Source organism: Pseudoalteromonas sp. SG44-8, assembly GCF_014164125.1.
In the GTDB taxonomy this organism is placed as follows: domain Bacteria; phylum Pseudomonadota; class Gammaproteobacteria; order Enterobacterales; family Alteromonadaceae; genus Pseudoalteromonas; species Pseudoalteromonas rhizosphaerae.
In genome coordinates, this window is the sequence record NZ_JACJEQ010000005.1 from 104,427 (window position 1) to 126,103 (window position 21,677).

At 40.3% G+C, this 21,677-nt stretch carries 19 protein-coding genes; 6 read left to right on the forward strand and 13 right to left on the reverse strand.

Going from position 1 to position 21,677, the window contains the following annotated elements; all coding sequences use genetic code 11:
- Window positions 1-27: 27 nt before the first annotated feature.
- The 5 genes from mrcB to H5163_RS06225 all read right to left on the reverse strand — a co-directional run bounded on the left by mrcB (window position 28) and on the right by H5163_RS06225 (window position 5,846).
- Entirely contained in the window at window positions 28-2,376 is a 2,349-nt protein-coding gene (gene mrcB / locus H5163_RS06205) for a penicillin-binding protein 1B (RefSeq protein WP_182734686.1), read from the reverse strand.
- A 145-nt stretch (window positions 2,377-2,521) separates the two neighbouring features.
- Window positions 2,522-2,683 (reverse strand): YqaE/Pmp3 family membrane protein, encoded by a 162-nt coding sequence (locus tag H5163_RS06210; RefSeq protein ID WP_145241282.1) that lies wholly within the window; start codon window positions 2,681-2,683, stop codon window positions 2,522-2,524.
- 176 nt (window positions 2,684-2,859) lie between these two features.
- Entirely contained in the window at window positions 2,860-4,089 is a 1,230-nt protein-coding gene (locus H5163_RS06215; RefSeq protein ID WP_145241280.1) for an ammonium transporter, read from the reverse strand.
- 9 nt (window positions 4,090-4,098) lie between these two features.
- Window positions 4,099-4,437, reverse strand: coding sequence for a P-II family nitrogen regulator (locus tag H5163_RS06220; RefSeq protein WP_016708666.1), 339 nt, complete (start codon window positions 4,435-4,437; stop codon window positions 4,099-4,101).
- 176 nt (window positions 4,438-4,613) lie between these two features.
- Complete coding sequence (locus H5163_RS06225) at window positions 4,614-5,846, reverse strand: diguanylate cyclase (RefSeq protein WP_182734687.1); 1,233 nt, start codon at window positions 5,844-5,846, stop codon at window positions 4,614-4,616.
- A gap of 268 nt (window positions 5,847-6,114) precedes the next feature.
- Between H5163_RS06225 and H5163_RS06230 the strand changes: the two genes are divergently transcribed.
- From H5163_RS06230 to serA, 5 genes are all read left to right on the forward strand, one after another.
- Window positions 6,115-7,632: a S10 family peptidase gene (locus H5163_RS06230; RefSeq protein WP_145241276.1), complete on the forward strand. Its 1,518-nt coding sequence runs from the start codon at window positions 6,115-6,117 to the stop codon at window positions 7,630-7,632.
- Window positions 7,633-7,739: 107 nt separating this feature from the next.
- Window positions 7,740-8,297 (forward strand): hypothetical protein, encoded by a 558-nt coding sequence (locus tag H5163_RS06235; protein WP_145241274.1) that lies wholly within the window; start codon window positions 7,740-7,742, stop codon window positions 8,295-8,297.
- A 20-nt stretch (window positions 8,298-8,317) separates the two neighbouring features.
- Window positions 8,318-8,914 (forward strand): 5-formyltetrahydrofolate cyclo-ligase, encoded by a 597-nt coding sequence (locus tag H5163_RS06240; protein WP_182734688.1) that lies wholly within the window; start codon window positions 8,318-8,320, stop codon window positions 8,912-8,914.
- A 53-nt stretch (window positions 8,915-8,967) separates the two neighbouring features.
- The gene (gene rpiA, locus H5163_RS06245; protein WP_145241270.1) at window positions 8,968-9,621 is read left to right on the forward strand and encodes a ribose-5-phosphate isomerase RpiA; all 654 of its coding nucleotides are present in this window, start codon (window positions 8,968-8,970) and stop codon (window positions 9,619-9,621) included.
- Window positions 9,622-9,634: 13 nt separating this feature from the next.
- Entirely contained in the window at window positions 9,635-10,864 is a 1,230-nt protein-coding gene (gene serA / locus H5163_RS06250; RefSeq protein WP_145241268.1) for a phosphoglycerate dehydrogenase, read from the forward strand.
- 241 nt (window positions 10,865-11,105) lie between these two features.
- Here serA and H5163_RS06255 read toward each other — a convergent pair whose 3' ends face one another.
- On the reverse strand, window positions 11,106-13,190 hold the full coding sequence (locus tag H5163_RS06255; RefSeq protein WP_182734689.1) for a pectinesterase family protein: 2,085 nt from the start codon (window positions 13,188-13,190) through the stop codon (window positions 11,106-11,108).
- Window positions 13,191-13,254: 64 nt separating this feature from the next.
- Window positions 13,255-14,247, reverse strand: a complete 993-nt coding sequence (locus H5163_RS06260) for a pectinesterase family protein (RefSeq protein WP_257324046.1) — start codon at window positions 14,245-14,247, stop codon at window positions 13,255-13,257.
- Window positions 14,248-14,734: 487 nt separating this feature from the next.
- Between H5163_RS06260 and H5163_RS06265 the strand changes: the two genes are divergently transcribed.
- Window positions 14,735-17,452: a TonB-dependent receptor gene (locus H5163_RS06265; protein WP_182734690.1), complete on the forward strand. Its 2,718-nt coding sequence runs from the start codon at window positions 14,735-14,737 to the stop codon at window positions 17,450-17,452.
- Window positions 17,453-17,792: 340 nt separating this feature from the next.
- Here H5163_RS06265 and H5163_RS06270 read toward each other — a convergent pair whose 3' ends face one another.
- The 6 genes from H5163_RS06270 to H5163_RS06295 form a co-directional block, all read right to left on the reverse strand.
- The gene (locus H5163_RS06270; protein WP_145241263.1) at window positions 17,793-18,311 is read right to left on the reverse strand and encodes a hypothetical protein; all 519 of its coding nucleotides are present in this window, start codon (window positions 18,309-18,311) and stop codon (window positions 17,793-17,795) included.
- Between the two features lie 22 nt (window positions 18,312-18,333).
- Window positions 18,334-18,867, reverse strand: coding sequence for a hypothetical protein (locus H5163_RS06275; RefSeq protein WP_182734691.1), 534 nt, complete (start codon window positions 18,865-18,867; stop codon window positions 18,334-18,336).
- Between the two features lie 95 nt (window positions 18,868-18,962).
- On the reverse strand, window positions 18,963-19,553 hold the full coding sequence (locus tag H5163_RS06280; protein WP_182734693.1) for a hypothetical protein: 591 nt from the start codon (window positions 19,551-19,553) through the stop codon (window positions 18,963-18,965).
- An 85-nt stretch (window positions 19,554-19,638) separates the two neighbouring features.
- The gene (locus H5163_RS06285; protein WP_182734694.1) at window positions 19,639-20,241 is read right to left on the reverse strand and encodes a DUF998 domain-containing protein; all 603 of its coding nucleotides are present in this window, start codon (window positions 20,239-20,241) and stop codon (window positions 19,639-19,641) included.
- A 127-nt stretch (window positions 20,242-20,368) separates the two neighbouring features.
- Window positions 20,369-20,875: a hypothetical protein gene (locus tag H5163_RS06290; RefSeq protein WP_182734695.1), complete on the reverse strand. Its 507-nt coding sequence runs from the start codon at window positions 20,873-20,875 to the stop codon at window positions 20,369-20,371.
- A 115-nt stretch (window positions 20,876-20,990) separates the two neighbouring features.
- Complete coding sequence (locus H5163_RS06295) at window positions 20,991-21,674, reverse strand: hypothetical protein (RefSeq protein WP_182734696.1); 684 nt, start codon at window positions 21,672-21,674, stop codon at window positions 20,991-20,993.
- Between the last annotated feature and the right edge of the window lie 3 nt (window positions 21,675-21,677).

Consider the following 21,677-nt stretch of genomic DNA (forward strand, 5'->3'; position numbering starts at 1 on the left):
AAATAAATACCTGCTCCAGTAATTACTTTACTGACAGCTAGGCCTTGGCTCAAATTCACTGGCTCTAAGTGGCAGTTGAATTACTTTACCGCAGCCCGGTGGCGCTTGCTTACCCGTTAATTCATTAATAAAAGCCCAGCGAATTGAAGGCGGACGAGTATCTGCTATTGCCTCAGGGTTGAGCGGCTTAAGATAACGAATATACGTTTCTAATGCACCAACACTGCCCGTTAAGCCTGTACTTTTATTATCATCACGACCAAGCCAAGCAACGGTTACTGTATTTTGATCAAACCCTGCATACCAACTATCACGTAGATCATTACTGGTGCCCGTTTTACCAGCCAGCTGAATTGATGGGAAATGGGCATTTAAACGTTTAGCAGTGCCATCTTTGGTGACTCGCTTCATCGCGTATTTAGTCATATAAACAGCGGCTTTATCAAAACGCGGTTCAGAACTAACTTGATGCTGATAAAGCACACGCCCAACAGAGTCGGTTAATGCCGAAATAGATGTTAATTGACGGTATTCGCCATCAGCCGCCAACGTGGTATAAAGCTGTGCGACTTCAAAGCTCGACATTTCAACGGCACCAAGCAGTAATGATGGATAATGTGATATTTGCTCTTTAGCGCCGAGTTTATTGAGTGTGTTCGCTACTTTATCAACCCCGACATCAAGTCCCAAGTTTACCGCAGGAATATTGATACTTTGACTAAACGCTTTATATAGTGGCAGCATACCGCGATATTGATGATCAAAATTCTCTGGTTGCCATACTTTGCCTTGCTCATTAGTCACTTGTACTGGCGAGTCATCTAACAAAGTAGCTAAGTTATAGTGCGGTAAACACAAAGCTGTTAAATACACAGCCGGTTTAACTAACGAGCCTATGTTGCGCTTAGTATCAAGTACGCGGTTAAAACCTAAAAAGCGCGGATCGCGTCCCGCAACTAAAGCAGATATACCGCCTTTCTCTACATTCACTGAGATCATCGCCGCTTCAAGCTGCTCTGTCGTGGCGCGTTTTTCAAGGTAAGGTAGGCTTTTTTCAATTGCCTCTTCCATTGCCGCTTGTTTTTGGAGATCAAAATAAGTGAATACACGCACGCCCGCATCGAGTACTTCTTGGTCCGGTAGTAATTTTTTCAGCTCACGATCCACCAGCTCTAAATAACCAGGATACGATTTAGGCAAGCTGTCTTTCATAGGTGCAATATCAATTGGCCGCTTTAATGCAGCACGGTATTCGCGGGTATCAATTAATTTATTATCAACCATCAAACGTAGCACTAAATCACGACGTTCCATAGTGCGTTCAGGATAACGGCGTGGATTATAATATGAAGGGCCTTTCACCATCGCAACGAGTAGTGCAATTTGATCGAATTCAAGCTCATCAACAGGCTTAGAGAAGTAAAACTCAGAAGCTAAGCCCATGCCATGCACACCTTGGTTATACGATTGACCAAGGTATACTTCGTTTAGATAAGCTTCTAAAATTTGATCTTTTGAATAGCGATAATCTAAAATTAACGCGATCAACGCTTCGTTAAATTTACGGACCAGCGTACGATCACGGGTTAAATAAATATTTTTTGCCAGCTGCTGGGTTAACGTACTACCGCCTTGAACTGTACGCCCTGCTTTAATATTGCTGTATAAAGCCCGCATAATCGAAAACACGGATACACCGTGGTGCTGATAAAAGTTCTGATCTTCAACCACTAATAATGTATCTGTAAGCATCGGCGGGAATTTATCCAACGGCACAAACTCTCGATCTTGTTTTGAATCATTGCCTATGCGCGCAATTTGTACTGGCTCTAATCGAGCATTGTTTAAACGCCTGCCAAACTTATCTTTAATACTCGCGAGTTTTTGTCCTGCAAAGCGTAACTCAATAACCTGTGCTTGCTCTAAGCCATCATAAAATTCAAATTCACGACGGAAGATTTTAATACTATCGCCCGCTTTTACATACTGACCAGTTCGACTTAACTGATTGACCGATGAATAGTTTAGCCTATCAAGCTCCCACACCACTTCTTGGCTAGATAAGAATTGTCCTGGGTAAAAACCCATTGCTCGTGCATAAACTTGTGCTGGTAATTGCCATTTATTACCTTCAAATTGACGCGTAATTTTGGCATCTAGATAAATTAAATATAAGCCCATCGCAACAATACCAGCTAAGCTTAGTTTCCAAAAAATAGACCAGACTTTGCGACCAATTCCACGTTTTTTTATATTCGCTGCAGACGTATTTTTAGTCGAAGTTTTTTTCACCGACTTAGACGCTGTGCTTGGTGCTTTCTTTGCCGGGCGTTTTGATGGAGTTTTAGTGGAGCGGGAGTCTTTTTTATCAGCCATTGACGTTGCTATTTATTTCCAGAGTTAAATTTACAGGTGCGAGCTTAGCATATAGCCTAACACCTGCAAAATTAACCTTGACTGAAACTACTTGCCCCGAACTTTGGGCATTAAATCTTTTAACCTCAGTTGCGGTGGCTTAATTTTAGCGTGTACACAACCACAATGAGTGGATCATTGCCGGTATAAAAAATATAAAGCACAAGACAATATTAATAATCAAATCTTTACCCACACCCGCTTTCAAAAACACAGCAACAGGTGGTAAGAATATAGACAAAATAATCAGTAATAGTTTGTTATCCATGCTTAACCTTATTTGTAGTTGGACTAATTTTAAGCATAGTTACTTATTGTGATTTTTGCTGTTTTAATAAACTTTAATTAAAAAAATTTAGCCTCTGCGTAAGTACAAAAAAAGCCCTAATCTAAATTAGGGCTTTGTATTGAACACACAATGATTTTAAAACTTTTTACTTTTAATTAGTTACTACGTACCGAAACAAACTCAGGGTAAGCATCAATGCCACAATCGTGTTGATCCATACCGTTTAGTTCTTCTTCCTCTGTTACCCGGATACCCATGGTTTTCTTAAGTATTGTCCACACAATAAGTGAAGCAATAAATACAAAACCTAAGATACATACTAAGCCAATTAACTGGTTCACTAGGGTTGCATCAGTATTTGATACTGGCACTAAGAGAATACCCAAGATACCGCACACACCGTGCACTGAAATAGCACCTACAGGGTCATCAATTTTAACTTTGTCTAGTGCTACAATGCTAAACACCACTAATGAACCACCTAAAATACCCAGTAAGCAAGCAAGTAAAGGTGACGGTGATAATGGATCAGCAGTGATAACAACCAAGCCAGCAAGCGCACCATTAAGTACCATAGTTAAATCTGCTTTACCCCACAACACTTTACAAACAAACAGTGAAGCAATGGCACCGGTTGCCGCAGCAGCGTTAGTATTTAACAATATTTTACCTACTGCAGTCGCGTTTTCAGCATCAGAGATAAGTAATTGTGAACCACCATTAAAGCCGAACCAACCCATCCATAAAATAAATGTACCTAATGTAGCCAATGGTAAGTTAGAGCCTGGAATTGGATAAATTTCACCATTTTTACCATATTTACCTTTGCGAGCGCCGAGCATTAATACACCGGCAAGTGCTGCAGCAGCGCCTGTGCCGTGAACAATGGCAGAGCCTGCAAAATCAACAAAACCCATTTCAGATAAGAAACCGCCGCCCCATGTCCAGTAACCTTCAACTGGGTAGATAAAACCAGTTAACACTACGGCAAAGGCTAGAAAAGCCCACAACTTCATGCGTTCAGCAACCGCACCCGATACAATCGACATAGCGGTTGCAACAAATACGACTTGAAAGAAAAAGTCAGATTCTAAAGAATGATTAGCATCAGCGGCTTGGGTGCCAATAAGCCCCCCTAGAGATGGAATTAAGCCACCTTCAGCGTTGTCTACATACATAATGTTGTAGCCAACTAGTAAGAACATGGTACATGCGATGGCATAGAGCGCCACGTTCTTAGTTAAAATTTCAGTGGTATTTTTTGAACGCACTAAGCCCGCTTCGAGCATGGCAAAACCTGCTGCCATCCACATTACTAAAATACCCGACATTAAAAAATAAAATGTATCTAACGAAAACTTGAGTTCTACGATCGTGTTTTCCATAAAGCCCCCTTAAATTGCTTCTTCATCTAATTCACCCGTACGGATACGGACAATTTGATCTAAGTCGTAAACGAAAATTTTGCCGTCGCCAATTTTGCCTGTTGATGCAATTTTGGTAATGGTCTCAACGACCCGTTGACAATTTTCGGTACGAGTAGCAATTTCCAGTTTAATTTTAGGAATAAAATCAACCTGGTATTCAGCTCCGCGATACAACTCTGTATGACCTCGTTGACGACCAAAACCTTTGACGTCAACAACTGTCATCCCCTCAATGCCTAAATCAGCTAGCGCTTCTCGCACATCATCTAATTTAAATGGCTTTATTATTGCACTAATCATTTTCATAGTGGCCCCCTTCGGACGCTTATTGTTATCCTGTTTGCTAAGACAATCCAACCTTTGTGCCACTATTTTTAACGTTTTAAAAACAACAAATTACATAATAAAAACAAATTAACCGCATAAAAAATGCACCATACAGGTGCATTTTTTTAACATATTAGCTGAACTGGTGCAGCAGCCTAGCTTTGTCTGACGACACAGTCTCTACTTTGTTCTTTAGCTTGATACAAAGCCTTATCAGCTAGGCGCATGGCACTTGTTAACGTAACATTTTGAAATTTTGTTAAACCTATACTTACCGTAATTGCAAATACATCACCATTGATCACAAAATCATACTCAGACAACCGCACTCTAAACGCTTCAAGTAAAGAGTACGATTGTTCCAAATCTAAATTAGTTAATACAACCGCAAACTCTTCACCACCGACACGGGCAACGGTAAAATCTTTAAACGAACTGCGTAATAAAGACGCTACTTGCTTTAAAGCCTGATCCCCAGCTTCATGGCCAAATTTATCATTGATCGCTTTGAAAAAATCAATATCGAGTAATGCTAAACTATTGTTAGACGATGTTTCTTTTAGCAGTTTTTCGGCAAATTGATAAAAATAACGGCGATTATAAAGATTAGTTAAATCATCGCGAAAGGCACTTTCTTTAATATCTGCTATCAGTGACAGCTGCTCCATAGTCTGTAATACACGACAATGGAACTCTTCATTCATAAAGGGTTTGGTTAAAAAATCATTCGCGCCAAATTTAATAAACCGTGCAGATAAACCATGCTTACCCGCACCTGACAAACCAATAATAGCTAAATCATCACGACCACGAAAATTTCGCACCGCCTTAACAAGCTCAAAGCCATCCATTGTCGGCATCGCATAATCAGTTAGTAACAATTTAATCTCGGGATCATTTTTCAGTATTTTTAGAGCTTGCTCACCATCATGCGCATCTTGCACATCAAACAGCTGCTTTTCGAGCATTTGCTTCATTAATGAACGACTTAAAACTGAATCATCGGCGATTAAGGCTTTGCAACCTTGATTACGTAATAGCTGCGCCACTAATTTAACCGCATAATGATATGAATCACGATTATCTTTAATTACATAATCAACGACCCCAAGCTCTAATATTTGCTGGCGCTTATATTCATCGATGGTAGATGTTAGTACCACTGTAGGGATAGCTTGCGCCAAGGTATATTTAACAACTTCGCCATTCATCGCATCAGGCAGGGTTAAATCGACCAAAGCAAGTGTGTACTGATGCTTCGCAATGAATTCTTTGGTCTCGGCAAGTGACCAGGCAAAATCGACAGCAACATCAAGATAATGAGCTGATAAGTGTCGCAACACCTGCTGGACCACTTTACTATCTTCAACAACTAAAACTCTTTGCATATATCTTCTCTACACTTCAGGTGGACATTGCGAGGGTAAACTTTTTACGAATAAAAAAACTAAAAGTCATAACAGGCGGTAATATACTTTATTATTAGCTTGAGCAAAATATATTGCTGAAAATATACGCATAAAAGCATAGCCTTTGCATTACTGATAATATTTATGTCTAGTGCTCACCGATTAATATCGTCGTCTAGTCTCATTCCCTTTGTTATTTGCTTAAAAATTATCTTTAATAGGTTAACTATTGTTTAAAGGATCCACCATGAAGCTTATTAGTATCATTAGTGTCTCTGTGGCCATACTTACTTTGAGTGTAAGCACAGTCAGTTATGCAGAAAATCAACGTCGTATCGATGTCGATAGTAAAGTTGTCACTGAACATAAAGCGCGCATCAATGGCGAGCGTTTTTCATATACCGCAACCACAGGCACACAACCGGTATGGGATGACAAAGGCGATGCCGTTGCTACATTGCAATACACTTATTATGAACGCGACAAAGTTGACGATCGCACTAAACGCCCATTATTAATTTCATTTAATGGCGGACCTGGTTCTGCATCAGTATGGATGCACTTAGCCTATACTGGACCACGGGTATTAAAAATTGATGACGAAGGCTACCCTATTCAACCGTATGGCGTGAAAGATAACCCATACTCAGTGCTTGATGTTGCTGATATCGTTTACGTTAACCCAGTAAACACTGGCTACTCGCGTATTCTTGAAAACGATAAAGGTGAATTACCAAGTAAAGAGGCGCAAAAAAGCATGTTTTTTGGTGTCAATGCCGACATTAAATACCTAGCAGAATGGTTAAACACCTTTGTAAATCGCACAGAGCGCTGGCGCTCACCTAAATTTTTAATTGGTGAGAGCTACGGCACAACCCGCGTATCAGGCCTTGCCCATGAATTACAAAACAGTCAATGGATGTATATCAATGGTGTTGTGCTGGTTTCACCAACAGACATTGGTATTAAACGCGACGGTCCGATAAAAGCAGCTAACCGTCTACCTTACTTTGCTGCAACGGCGTGGTATCACAAAGCTTTAAGCCCAGCATTGCAAGCTAAAGATTTAGATGAATTACTACCAGAAGTTGAAGACTTTACCGTTAACAAGCTAATTCCTGCACTTGCTAAAGGTGGCTTTATTAATGATGAAGAAAAACGCGCTATCATTAAACAAATGGCACTGTATGCCGGTGTATCTGAAAAGTTTGTTGCGCAAAACAACCTTGATATTCCTACCAACTTCTTTTGGAAAGAACTACTACGTGAGCGCGGTCAAACGTTAGGCCGTCTAGATTCGCGTTATTTAGGCATGGACAAGCGTGACGCTGGCGAATCTCCAGACTACTGGGCTGAGCTAACATCATGGTTGCATTCATTTACACCAGCCATCAATCACTACTTACGTGAAGAGCTTAACTATAAAACTGACGTAAAATATAACCTGTTTGGTAATGTACACCCGTGGGATCGCAGCAATAATAACACTGGTGAAAATCTGCGTTTAGCAATGGCGCAAAACCCATACCTCAATGTGATGATCCAATCAGGCTACTATGATGGTGCCACTAACTACTTTGATGCTAAATACACTTTATGGCAACTAGATCCAAGTAGTAAAATGCGTGATCGCCTAAGCTTTAAAGGCTACCGCAGTGGCCACATGATGTATTTACGCCATGCAGATTTAGAAACATCAAATAACGATTTACGTGATTTTATTTTACAGTCACTACCAAAAGAAGGTGAAGCTGCGAAGTATTAAACAGCGCTTAAAACCACTGGATTAAAAAAGCCCGTTTTTACGGGCTTTTGTTTATCGATAATTCGGATATACTCAAACTATTGATTTTACGTTTTTGGAAAACACAGATGACTGAAAACTTCCGTGTTATGTATGCAGGTCTAGCTCAAGATATTGAGCAATCGAATGCAATTAAACAACTGGCTGTAAAGCTCAAAGCCCCTGAAAGTAAAGTAGCTGCATTTTTTGAAAACAAACCCCTATTTGCGCCTTGTGAAAAAGAAAAAGCACTCAAGCAAGCAAAGCTACTTGCCAGCGTAGGCATCAAAAGTAAACTGCAACCAATAACCAACAACACACCAGCGGTAAGTAGCAGCGATACAACCAACCAGCGAGATGAGCGTATTTTTAACGCCCTTGATTACATCACCAGTAGTTTAATTCGCATCGAAGAAAAACTCGACGACCTAGAGCAACGCTTACCAGCCACAACCCAACAACCAGATCCTGATGAAGGCGACGAGTGGCAAACTGACGACCTATTGCTAGATGAAGAGCTGACAACGCCGATCAAAAAACGCAGTAACATGCTGCTGTATTCACTTATAGCTATGGTTGTTGTCTTGCTTGTAGTACTAGGATTGTCGTTTGCATTCCCTGATTTATTCAGTTTTATGGATAATTAACAGATAAAGCAAAAATAAATATGAGCGAAAAAAGAGCACTGATCCGCCAACAAATCCGTAAAGCACGTAACTCACTGTCAAAATTCGAGCAAAAAATTGCCGCAGAATCGCTTAAAGTGAATTTTACTCAACACTTAAAACAGCAAAAAACTATTGAAAATGCCCATATTGGCATTTATTTTAGCAATGACGCAGAACTAGATACCTCATTGTTAATAAAAGATCTTTGGACTAAAAACCACGCCCTTTACCTACCTGTAATCCACCCATTTAACGGCACTACTTTATACTTCCAGCGCTATGAAGAAAATTCACCCATGAGGGCAAATCGCTATGGTATCTTGGAGCCTAAGTTAAATTGTAGTCAGATATGCCCACTAGCGGAGCTTGATTATCTGCTAATGCCATTAGTTGCATTTGATGATAACGGTAACCGGTTAGGGATGGGGGGTGGCTTTTATGATAAAACTTTGGCGCGCTACGAAAAAGAAAACTGGCAAAAACCACAACTGATTGGCCTTGCACATCAATGCCAACATGTTCCAAGTTTACCGGTTGAATCGTGGGATGTACCATTAAATTACATAATCACACCACAGAAAATCTACCATTGGTAAGCAATTTATTTATATACTAATGGCAATCCCTCTCACCTATTGAGCACATAATCATGACACAAGATGAATTAAAAAAAGCAGCTGCTTGGGCTGCACTCGAATTTGTAAAAAAAGACACCATTGTGGGTGTTGGCACAGGCTCAACTGTAAACCATTTTATTGATGCATTAGGCTCAGTAAAAGACACCATACGCGGTGTGGTATCAAGTTCTGACGCTTCAACCGAAAAACTAAAAGCACTCGGTCTTGAAGTATTTGAACTCAATGATGTTGATGCCCTTGACGTGTACGTTGATGGCGCAGATGAAATAAATGCGCTGAACGAAATGATCAAAGGCGGTGGCGCAGCACTAACCCGCGAAAAAATAGTCGCAGCTGTAGCAAAACAATTTGTATGTATTGTTGATGAAACAAAAATAGTGGACACCTTGGGTGAATTTCCACTGCCGGTAGAAGTTATTCCAATGGCACGCAGTTATGTTGCTCGTGAATTGCTTAAACTAGGCGGCGATCCAGTTTATCGCCATGGCGTGGTAACAGATAATGGTAACGTTATTTTAGACGTACATAACTTGTCGATCAGCCAAGCAAAAGATTTAGAGCTGACAATTAATCAAATTGTTGGCGTAGTAACCAACGGCTTATTTGCCCACCGTGGCGCAGATAAAGTGATTATCGGTACCAAAAATGGGCCGCAAATTAGATAAATAGGATGAGGATATGAGTAAGGTATCGTTAGCAAAAGACAAAATTAAAATTCTTTTGCTTGAAGGTGTACATCAAAGCGCTGTAGAAACGCTAAAACGTAACGGCTACAGCAATATTGATTATGTAAAAACCTCATTGCCTGAGGACGAACTAATTGAGCGCATTAAAGATGTGCATTTTGTAGGCCTTCGTTCTCGTACTCATATTTCTGAAGCTGTACTTGAAGCGGCAGAAAAACTGGTTGCCGTTGGTTGTTTTTGTATCGGCACTAACCAGGTTGATTTAAGTGCCGCACGCAAGCGCGGTATTGCAGTATTCAACGCACCGTTTTCTAATACCCGCTCTGTTGCTGAGTTAGTACTTGGTGAAATTTTACTATTGTTCCGTGGTATTCCAGAGCGTAATGCCATTGCCCACCGTGGCGGCTGGTTAAAAACCGCCAATGGCTCATTTGAAGCCCGTGGTAAAACTCTAGGTATTATTGGTTATGGCCACATTGGTACGCAGCTAGGTATCATGGCTGAAAATATCGGTATGAACGTTGAATTTTACGATATTGAAGACAAGCTAACCCTAGGTAATGCCACACAAGTACATAACCTAACGCAGCTACTGCAACGCGCTGATGTTATTAGCTTACACGTACCTGAAACACCGCAGACTAAAAACCTGATTGGTAGCGCGGAAATTTCAGTGATGAAGCAAGGTTCAATTTTGATCAACGCCTCACGCGGCACTGTAGTTGATATTGACGCCCTAGCAGAAGCACTTCGTGATAAAAAAATCAGCGGCGCTGCCATCGACGTATTCCCAGTTGAGCCAAAATCAAACGATGAAGAATTTGTATCGCCACTACGCGAATTCGACAACGTAATTTTAACACCACACATTGGTGGTTCAACTCAAGAAGCGCAAGAAAACATTGGTATTGAAGTAGCGGGTAAACTAGCAAAATACTCAGATAACGGCTCAACTATTACTGCTGTTAATTTCCCTGAAGTATCACTGCCAGAGCTTGCTAACCGTAGCCGTTTATTACACGTACACCACAACCGCCCAGGTGTGTTAACCCAAATTAACCAAGCGTTTGCCCAGCACGGCATCAACATCGCCGCGCAATACTTGCAAACAGACGAAGCGATTGGTTACGTAGTAATAGACGTAGATACCGACCACTCTGAAATTGCACTAAAAGAACTAAGTGCAGTAGAAGGCACGATCAGAGCACGTATTCTTCACTAACAGCTGTCAGCTGGTCAAAAAATAAAAGCCGTGCTTGTTAAATCAAGCACGGCTTTTATTTGGATGAAGAATAATACTTTTTTCAACCTTAGCCGATGAAATATTGCCAGTTTTATTGTCTGTATTAAACAAGTTTCACTTAAGTTACATCTTACTGTATTTGCTATAACGGCTCGCTTTTAAGAATATTTTCACAACTCGGTCAAAGATTTCTCTATTACTAAATTCCTCAATAGAGGCGTTAGCGAGGGTTTTCCTCTACCAAAACCTTATTGAGAAACGACGCAAGTACGCTGCGCATTTCGTCTACCCAAGGGTGAAATAGCCAAAAGGTGTGCGGTGTATCGGGTATGGTATACACTTGTTGATGGACGTTGTTTTTAATTAGCTGCGCTACAAAAGCATCTCTGCCAACATGAAAACGGTCATGGGAAGAGTTAATAAATAATGTTGCTGGAGTATGTTTACTTAAATATTCTACCGGCGAAACCGCATGCCAACGTTTTGGCTCTTGTGCATAACGCCCACCTAACCAAAGCGCTGCATAAGAAATCTTTCCAGGTTTATCTTCAAACATCCTCGCCGCTGTTGAGGTTAAATCAGCCACGCCGTCAATGTTCACGATTGCTTGCACTGCTTCGTAAGGCGATTTTGTATCGTGATTGGTACTCATGGCCCCGAATAACGTGGCCATATGAGCACCAGAAGACGCCCCTAACACCGCGATTTTTTTGGTATCTATCATATATAATTTATGATGTTGTTTTAGCCACTTAATCGCATCGTTGATATCTGCCATTGCAGCTGGATAGAGCGCCATTTTAGAGGTTCTATATTCGACACTTACCGCCACAAAACCTTGGCCAGCTAACCAGCGTGCCGTTGGCGTTTGATGAGACTTGTTACCAGTCCTCCATCCGCCGCCATGGATCATTACGACCAACGGTTTAGCCTGCTCTGCTTTATTAGGATAAAATAAGTCAAGGTGCAGCGTTGAGCCATCCACCGTTTTGTAAGCTAAGTTGTAATGTTCACTGATAGACTGTGCTGTTTGCTCGATATTTTCCGGTTTGTTTATCGGACTAATAAAAGGAAACTGTTTCTTGTTTTTTCGATACTCACTTTCAATGGTGTACTCAGCCATTTCACCACTGAGTGAACTGACAACCTCACGCGTCGATACCTGCTGTATTGCTTGTTGAATACGGGGAGATTGATACCATTCACCCAAGATATTTTCCCAAGTAAAAGATGCTGCTTTACTCTCATTTAGCTGTCTTCTATTCGTTGTTATAAATGCCCCAGGACCGGAAGAATTGTACTCAAAAAAACGAGCATCTTCTGCACGAAACACCTTTTTCCCACCGGCTCTAGCTGTTCCTTCCATTGGATGCCAAGCTTCTTGTTGAATATGCGCTCCCATCCAAGTATCTATAAATACTGTTTGTCCTATTGCATTAGGATCTGCATACCTTCCATCAGGGAATGTAGTTGTAGGATGCCAAGGTCTTCCTAACCCCATACTATTGTCTTGCACCCCTTCCTCTGCGCTAAGAGCACAATCAATAAAAACCAGACCAAATGCTTGCTCAATATTAGTACTTGGTGCAGTAATAAAACCTATCGGTAACTGTTTGTTAGGTCTAGCCCGAGTCACTATGTTCGACTTATAAAAAACGGCGGCTCCGCCCCCAAAAATAAAGTCAACATGACCACTTATGGTATTATTGATAAATAAAGATCTCCCTGCTTTCGTGTAAAGAGTATCTTGATATCCACTGATTTTTACATGATTAAACAATGCTTTATCACTACCATAGTCGGTCAATACAGCCACTGCTTGTAGACCTGATACGCGTTTTGGATCCTCGTTACTCAGCGCATCGTAATACGCAAAGTCAAAGGTGTTCTCAATATGCAAGTTTTCAACACTAAAATTGGGTGATTTAATAGTTAACGTGGCTGAGTTTGATGTTCCTAGGTTGCCACCATTTACTGTTGCTTTTCCTGAATAGTCATCAAAATATAATCGAGTAGTATCAGCCCCTGCACCTGATAACGTAATAAAAGGTTTGTTAATAACGAGTTTTTCATAATAGTCACCAGAGGCTATTTTAATAATATAGGGCTGAGATAAATTATTAGGTGCTTGCTCAATAGCTTGTGCAATGGTGGCAAAAGCGTGTTCATTGTTTTTATCAACAATTGCATCAACTCGTGGTGATACGAGTTCATTCGCAGATAAGCTTTGACATATAAGTCCAAAGAAAAATAATAAGCCCTGAATAGTACCGCTTATTGTTTTTAACCGACCATGTAACTGCATGTGAAGTTTTCCTTACATAGTAAAAATAGCATGTTTAAAGTAGGCCTGTGGCGAGTAAGTAAGATCATTTTTTACTAACTATATTTGGCTGCCAGCCACGCATCACGTTTTTAATGGTGTAGTCTTGCGCTTCGACTTGACTCAGTTGATGCGCCCAAGCCACTCGCTTAATACTATTAGTCCCCTGCCCTGAGTTATTAAACTCAGCATAAAAAACGGTTTCCTGTTTACTAACATCCCCCCAATTTTGCCAACCTTCAGGAGCAATATGCAGACCTAAGTCAGAGTTAATGAACACAGTTTTTGCGTGGTGTCTCCAAGGACGGCCAAGATAAACTTTATCAACAGCAGCACTGGCAGTTAGCTTCACACGATTAAACACAAATCCAAACGCCTGATTTTTAGGGGTAGAAGCAGCTGTAATATAAGAGTTACTGAGTGACTTAACTTCACAGTCTTCGAACATTGCTGTGCCTTCACCAAAAATAAAGTCTGTGGTGCCTTCGATATAACAATCTTTGAAATACGAGCGAAACCCTTCGCCAGCTAGGTACAAGGAATCTTGATGGCCTTTGATAGCTACGTTATTTATGCTTACTCGATCAGCCTCGATATGCAAAGCAACAGCCTGCCCAACCGCGCCTGCACTATTAATAATAGTCAAATTTTGGGCGCTAAAGTCATTCCCTCGCACCATTAATGTATATGTGTGAAAGGTACTATTTCGACCTAAATTTATCTTATTAAAATGGTCGCCATAGGTAATAATTGTATTTTCTTTACTTTCACCTATTAGTTTTATTCGTGTATTCCATGAGTAAACTTCTACCTTTTCTGCATAAACGCCATTTTTAACGAAAATACTTATGTCATGCCAAGGGTAAGTTTTACTTGCATTGATTGCTGCCTGAATGGAAGTAAAATCGCCCGTACCATCTTTGGAGACTACCATCTTTGTGGCGTACTCTTGAGCCACTACCGATCGCGCCCCAAATGATACAAGAAACAATGTAATTAAAAGCGCTAAAGGACTTGTTCTTTTGTTTTTTGTAATCACTGTCGTAACCACCCTTTTATTATTGATATCACAATCGCTCTCATCTTATGGGGACAGCAACTGAACACCTGTAGCCATAACTTCTACATAGCAGTCACAGTTTGCAACATAGCTGATTATCTGTGAACGAAGTTAGCATGTAACGCAATTCCAACTAATTGGACTGGTATTTATCCAAAAAATCTTCTTCAATACTTATTTCTAACAAATTATGCTACCGGTGGCAAATTTATTTAAATATCATTCCCTAAAAAAATCAGCGTGTTATTTTTTACAAAAATAAAGCTCGCAGATCTAACGATACAAATCATACATTATATTAACAAACAACTTGACACCAAACTGCCACCGGTGGCAATCTGATAAAAATAAATTTTATTAGTGGTAACTTATGTAAACAAAGTAACAGCATCTCTACTTTTAATTTAACGCGCTACCTTATCAAATAGTGCGCAATTTAATCTCTCTTTGTTCCAAGGAAGCAATAATGAAACTAACACACACATTTATGAAAAGCTTAATTGCTACTAACGTGCTTGCCGCCCTTACCGTAAGTTCATTCTTTAGTAACGCTCAAGAATCTCAACCAGCAGCATCTGAGGATGTTGAGGTCATTGAAGTAAAAGGCTTTCGTGGTTCTTTAATTAAAGCCTTAGAAGCCAAACGAGATGCAGCTAATACTCGTGAGTCAATTATGGCTGAAGATATTGGTAAGTTTCCAGACTTGAATGTGGCAGAAGCCATTCAGCGAGTTCCTGGAGTGGCAATATCGCGCGAAGGTGGTGAAGGTCGTAATATTGTTCTACGAGGTTTTAGCCCGGGTTTTACCCGAACCACGCTTAACGGTATGGAAGTACCCGCAGGAAGTGATGGTCTCGATTCTGGCGGCGTAACTGTTAACAATAGTCGAGCCTTTGACTTCCATGTATTTGCATCAGAGCTTTTCAACCGTATAGATATTCAAAAAACGCAAACAGCCTCGATTGAAGAAGGTGGTATTGCTGGTACAGTCGATATGTACTCTGCACGCCCTTTTGATAACCCCGGCTTCAATTCGACCCTGTCACTTAAAGGTGGCTATAATGATTTAACCAGTGAAGTTGACCCTAGATTTGCTTTCTTAGCCAGTAATACATTTGCTGATAATACCTTTGGTGCACTTTTTTCGGTCGCAGTATCAGATAGAAGTGTGCGTCAAGAAGGCTTTGGCAGCGTGCGCTGGGAGCCAACAAATCGAATTGGTAATGGCACATGGGGTGACACTTCTGGGCTATCGACCATCAACGGAACGCCTAGTAATTACTGTGGTGCTGAAGAAGCTATATCCTGTTTATGGGTACCTCGGTTACCGCGGGCTGATTTTTTCGGGAATGAGCAAAAACGTATTGGGGTTACCGGTTCTTTGCAATATAAGCCTAATGACGACATGTTATTCACATTGGATATATTGCATTCTGAGTTAGAAAATGATCGCAGAAACTACAACTCTATGGAGTGGCTAGTTAATCGTGGTGCTCCGGGTGATTTCCAAGGTCAAAGCCCCGTTTCGTTTACAGTCGATGAGTCGGGTAAAGTCCTTGTTGCTGGCAGTTTTGAAAATGTCACCTCATGGTACGAAAGCCGATACCAGGTGTCCGATTCGATATTTGACCAGTATGTATTATCTGGCGATATTCAACTTAATGATCGCTGGTCGCTTGACCTTATGGCTGGTATGGCTAAAAACGACGCTGACAGAGAAGAAATTCGTTATTACTACCGATCGGTTCCCCACTTCTACTCCTATGATTACAGCAGTGGAAATGCAGCGACAGTAGATTATGGCGATTACGATACGACCGATCCTAATAACTACCTTGATGCAGTCAATGCCTCTAATCGTAGTGACGATGTTAAAAAATCAAATACCACAGTGAAACTGGATCTCGCTTATGCCGGAGATAGCTTTGATATAAAAACCGGACTTGCCTTTAATGACAGAGAAGTAGAATATAGAACGGCAGATGGTGACTTTACTCCCTTTGACCCTTCAAAATATACAACCCCATTTCCGTATTCGGATTTTGGTAAAGGCTTAGATGGCGCTACTTTGGCTCCTTTTCTTGTTGCTGACTTTGATAAGCTAGAGGCCGACGGTATTCTTACTCATAATTATACCAATAATGCAGCTCAAGGCTGGGTGGTAGGTGAGAAAACACAAGCCCTTTACCTTGAATTAAACAGTGATCATGAAATTGGTGACATGTATCTTCGTACTAACTTTGGCGTGCGCTATGTCAACACTGAGGTCACTTCTGAAGCCATTATAAACAATAGTCCTTTGTCGGTTACGCGCGATTACAATAACTTCTTACCATCGATGAATTTAGCACTTGAAGTCACCGATGATATAGTGACTCGTTTTGCTTATGCTCGCAGCATGACTCGCCCAAGTCTAGGTAGTTTAAATATTGCTTCACCGCAGTTTGGGTATACGACTTTTACTGTAGGTAACTTAGGTAATCCTGGACTGAACCCTTATGAATCAAATGATGTTGACCTGAGTGTTGAATGGTATTTCGCAGAAGAAGCTGTTGTTGCTTTTAATGTTTTTAATAAAGACATAGTGACCTCTCTTGATACTGAAGAAGTAGAAAAACTGGTAGACGAAGAGTTTTGGCCATCTATTTACGCTGATCCTCAGTATATAGCCACAGCCCCCCTAGGTGACCCCGCATCGCAAACCTATACACACCGCATACCAGTCAATAATAACGACGGCTATAGCGTGACTGGTTATGAGCTGATGTATCAACAACCCTTTATCTTTTTAGACGGTTGGCTGTCTAACTTTGGTGTGGTTGCTAACTTCACACATGTAAGCGCACAAGACTCTACAGGCTTGTCACCCAATTCTTATAATGCAACATTGTATTATGATGAAGAAAACTATGGCGCTCGTATATCATTAAACAAACGCGATGATTACCTACTTCAAGAGCCAGCCGGAAACGGCCATGCTCAAGAGCGTAAGTTTGGTCCGACTCATGTAGACGTATCTGCATTTTATAATGTGAATGAAAACATTTCGCTTTCACTGGAAATTATTAATTTAACAGACGAAGTTGAACGCATATATGGTACCGGAGACGGAGATCTCAACTTAACGAGAGAATACAGCCATACCGGTACACAATACTTTATCGGCGCAAGTTATACATTTTAGTAAACTGCAACGAATCAGTGTCTATTTGAACTGATAAAAAAGCCCGCAGATACATAAAATATGCGGGCTTTTTTGTATCTAGCTTTTATGTAATGTTTGTAAAAACCCATTAAAGATATGCAAAAAAGTAGGCTGCAATGAGATTGCAATAATCGATTACTGAGTAACGCGCCTATATGTGTTTGCCGTAAGCTACTTGCTTAACAGCCACATCGACAGACGAAGTAAACGAATTTGTTTATTGATTTAGAATTGACCGTCACTATATAAAAACGGTCAAATAAAATACTAGTGCCTATTGACAGAGTTTAGGCTCATATGTGTTAAGTGCTGATTACATTCAATACTTTTTAAAATATTGCAAAACCTCAACTTTAGTCAGTGCAGTTGGATCACATGTATACTCAAACTCTTCCATTTGCTCTGCACTATGCTTATTTGGTGATGACAACACAGATCCTTTGGGGGCATAGGCTTTGAGCAATACACCACCTGACTCAATAGAATTTAACCCACTAGCAAACATTTCAGCGACACTACGTTTTGGAGTCCAACAAAAACCAATTTTATTCTGTTCATGTAAAAATCTACATTCACCGCGATATAAAACCAAATCATCACCATCGTATTTTGGTAATGAAAGCTTAAGGATCTTAAGCAAAAGCATATCATCTGATAGCTTACGTCTTATATGGCCACCATTTTCAGTCCAAAGAAGATGTATTTTATCTCTTTTAAAATCAAGTGAATCAGACATTTTCAATATAAAACTAAAAGCCTGAGTCCAAATCTCCCCATCGATATCACATGTATATATACCGCGAATAAACTTGCGCGCGATTTCTTCGGATAACTCCATGACTCATTTGCCTTATAAGTATTTAATTAACACTTTTTAATTTACCTAAATAAACTTTATGTACTTTTGCAACTTCAATAACCTGATAATTTGTTAAGCCACACAAACAACCAACACGAGTATGCCCCTCAACTAAATGTAAATCTATTTCTGGCTTCCCTAGTACTTCACCTTTAATAAATATAGGAGGTGTAATCCATGTTCCGTGTTGCTTCCAGTGCTCTAAAACATTTTCTCTGCAATCTATTGCTGAATCACCAATTTCGTCATAGTGAGAAGCGTCTTCTGAAACTTCTAGAATAAAATCAGGGTGGGTAGCAGAGCGACCTAAATTAAGCATTTTACTTGTAGGTATTTCTACAAGTTGCCACTCGATCGAGTTTAAGTCGATTGCACCATACAGCTCTTGAAATTGAAACTTATCACTATGGTCAATATAAAATTGTTCAATTACTGATTTAGGAGCATCGATTCCATATTCATTTTGCAGTCGTTTAATAGAACTTTCCGCTTCAAACCTTAGAAAATTGATATTTTGTAAGTCGCTAAATTTCAACGCATCTCCCATAGGCACTTAACGCCCGCAGCACGCGCGGCTTTTTTAATGGAGGCGCAGCCGCAATGAAAAAGCCGTCGCTGTGCCTGCGCTTGTTAACTTTTGTCTCGGTCTGCAATCTGTTGAATCCCCTTGGTGGCTGAGACAACTGACTGATTGAGGGCCTTAAACTCCTTCACCAAGTTAGGCCCATATCCGTGCTCTGCCGATTCACTACGCTCAAATGTTCGGATATCCAGAGAGGACGTTGCGCTTAACCGTCTAGAGTAAAATTTCGGATTTCCCACTGCATAGTACTGGGATTCAACTTGTATCGGCTCATCGCCGATATACTTGTAAAGGCCACCATACTGCCCCCAAGTTAAGGTGATTTTCTGACCCGGTGCTAAAAATGGAATTCCTGTCACGATGGGGCCAACCTCCATCGATGCTGGCATTTTCTCTGGTACCTCGATGCTGAATGCTTCGTAGGGAAGCGGCCGATTTGGATTAAACTGTATGCTGTGTGCCGCTCCATTACCGATGTTCTTGATAATAAGGTTTACAAATGAAGGTCGTTTAATGTCGGGATCGGCGTAGACAATAACAACTGGATCAGTAGATGAGCGAAAGACAGCGTAAGTGACGACTACGGACGCCGTTGCAATCAAGGCCATAAAGACCGAAATCCAGTTACCAATATCCATCTTGTCGTGACCTCTAAGAAGTTAACGCCTAAATAACAGGCTAAGTAATGGTTGGCTATAATGTGTAGCGAAACGTAGCCAACTGTTACGTGTCCTTGTTGATTTTCTTGTTAGCCGAAAATTGGCAACATGCAAGTTTATACGCAGCAATACCGAACCAGCCCATTGTAGGAATTGCCCATAACCTTTGGATTAAACCATTAATTTCTTGAGGAATAAACCCTGCGTAAATAAGCCAAAACATAAAAACATGCAATACAGTAACAGCAACAGATAAACTTTCAAATACACTAGATTTAATTACATTTTTAAACTCAAGTGCAAAAGCCATAGGAGCAATAATCATGAATATTGATAAGTTATACAAAAGATGAAGCGGAGTTTCGAGTGTCCAAATTCCCGCACTAATCATGCTTATACCAAATAAAGATGTTGCTAACATTGCGGTAGAAAATCGATTTAGCGAGAGTGATTGCATTGCAAATGCGAAACCACACATAGATAACCCAATGATAATGTCAGCTATACGGTGGGTATAAGCATAAATTGGATCTTCTAATGCAACATAACTAATACTTTTTTCAACGAAATCAAAATCAGGAATAACAACTCCAAGCCCTATATTCACTATTGAAGCGATCCAAATAATATGAGCTTGTTTAAGTAACCAGTAGTTTAGATTATTCACCGTACTTCCTTTTTCGGCTAACGCCGCTATAACCTGCCCAAATTATGGAGCAGTTTTGTGCGACAATGAGCGCAGCGAATTGCACAAAATCGCGTAGTAATTTGGGTCAGGTTGATAGCTTTGTTAGCTACTGAACCTTTCGATAAAACATGTTACCGAATTTAGACTTAAAAACGTAATAAAACTTCCGATTACCCCTGTATAGAGCTGGATATTGATCTACCAATTCGTGTTCCTGCTCCATGACTATCCGGAATAACATTGGTGGTGAGTCCCTATACCACTCGATTACACCTTGAACTGTTTTAACACTTCCATCTTTGAGTTTTTCATTAAAAAGAAACTTATCATCTTTTGTTATTTCAAAAGTAAAATGTTCTTTTTGCCAGTCAGAATTTCTGCCTGGGTAAAAGCTACTATCTATTTCGTAAAGTCCTACGACACGCTCTTTCGTTATTGGAAAATGAGCATATAGAGCAAGCCCAACAAGAATGCTAGGTAACACCCAAATTACACCAAGTTTTTTAAGGTAAATTACCTTTCTCGTTTTTACGTACTTCCATACATTTATAAGCGAAGACACACCCACAAATATGGCAAAGAGAAAGAAAAACAAAAAACCAAAAAACGGCACGTACTTAATTCCCCTGGGTAGCTAACGCCGTTTTAAGCGGCAAATTGCAGTTGGCTAAAATAAGTGAGGCACGAACAAAAAGCCAACTGTAATTTGTCCGTCTTGAAAACCCTTGTTAGCTTTTAATGAATTGCACCATATCATCCAGGTATGAATAAAATCCGCTTCTCCATAAATAGCCTGGATGGTATGTTCTTAAAGTCTTCTCTGGCAAATGATGCGATGAAACCTTTGCTAGCTGTCTTTCTGAACGGTCGTTGATACTAGAGAACGAAACATCATCAAATATGTTAGAAATATGTTTGTCGTAGTTTGGACCAGATAGAAAAATTACAATATCAGGCTTATAGTATTCTAACTCTTTCTTAGTGAGCTCTAGCACGGAATTTTGCCATTCTAAAACAACTTTAGATGGTGCCCCAACTTCCCCACAGCGTCCGATTTTAATCACATTATTCCAGACAAATCCAACAGTTTTAGAATCAAAAGAAAATTCATGCCTGAGTCGTTCCTGTATTTTTGAGAAAGCATTCCAAAACTGTCCGCTATAACTAAAGCACTTTCCTTTGTTGAAAAAATCGTCGTATACATTCAGCAAATGGGATACTCCACCTGAGTGTGGAAACTCACACTCCCAATCGTTGGTTTCTTGACCAAAAATCATTACCTTCACATCGGCCTCAACGAAATCATTACTAGCTTTCAAGCATAACAAGTTCGTTGGACTATCAGAGGAAACTTGTTCCGTGAAAGTATTTTCAAGATGGGTTAATACGCCCTGATAATCTATTGAGTGCACAAT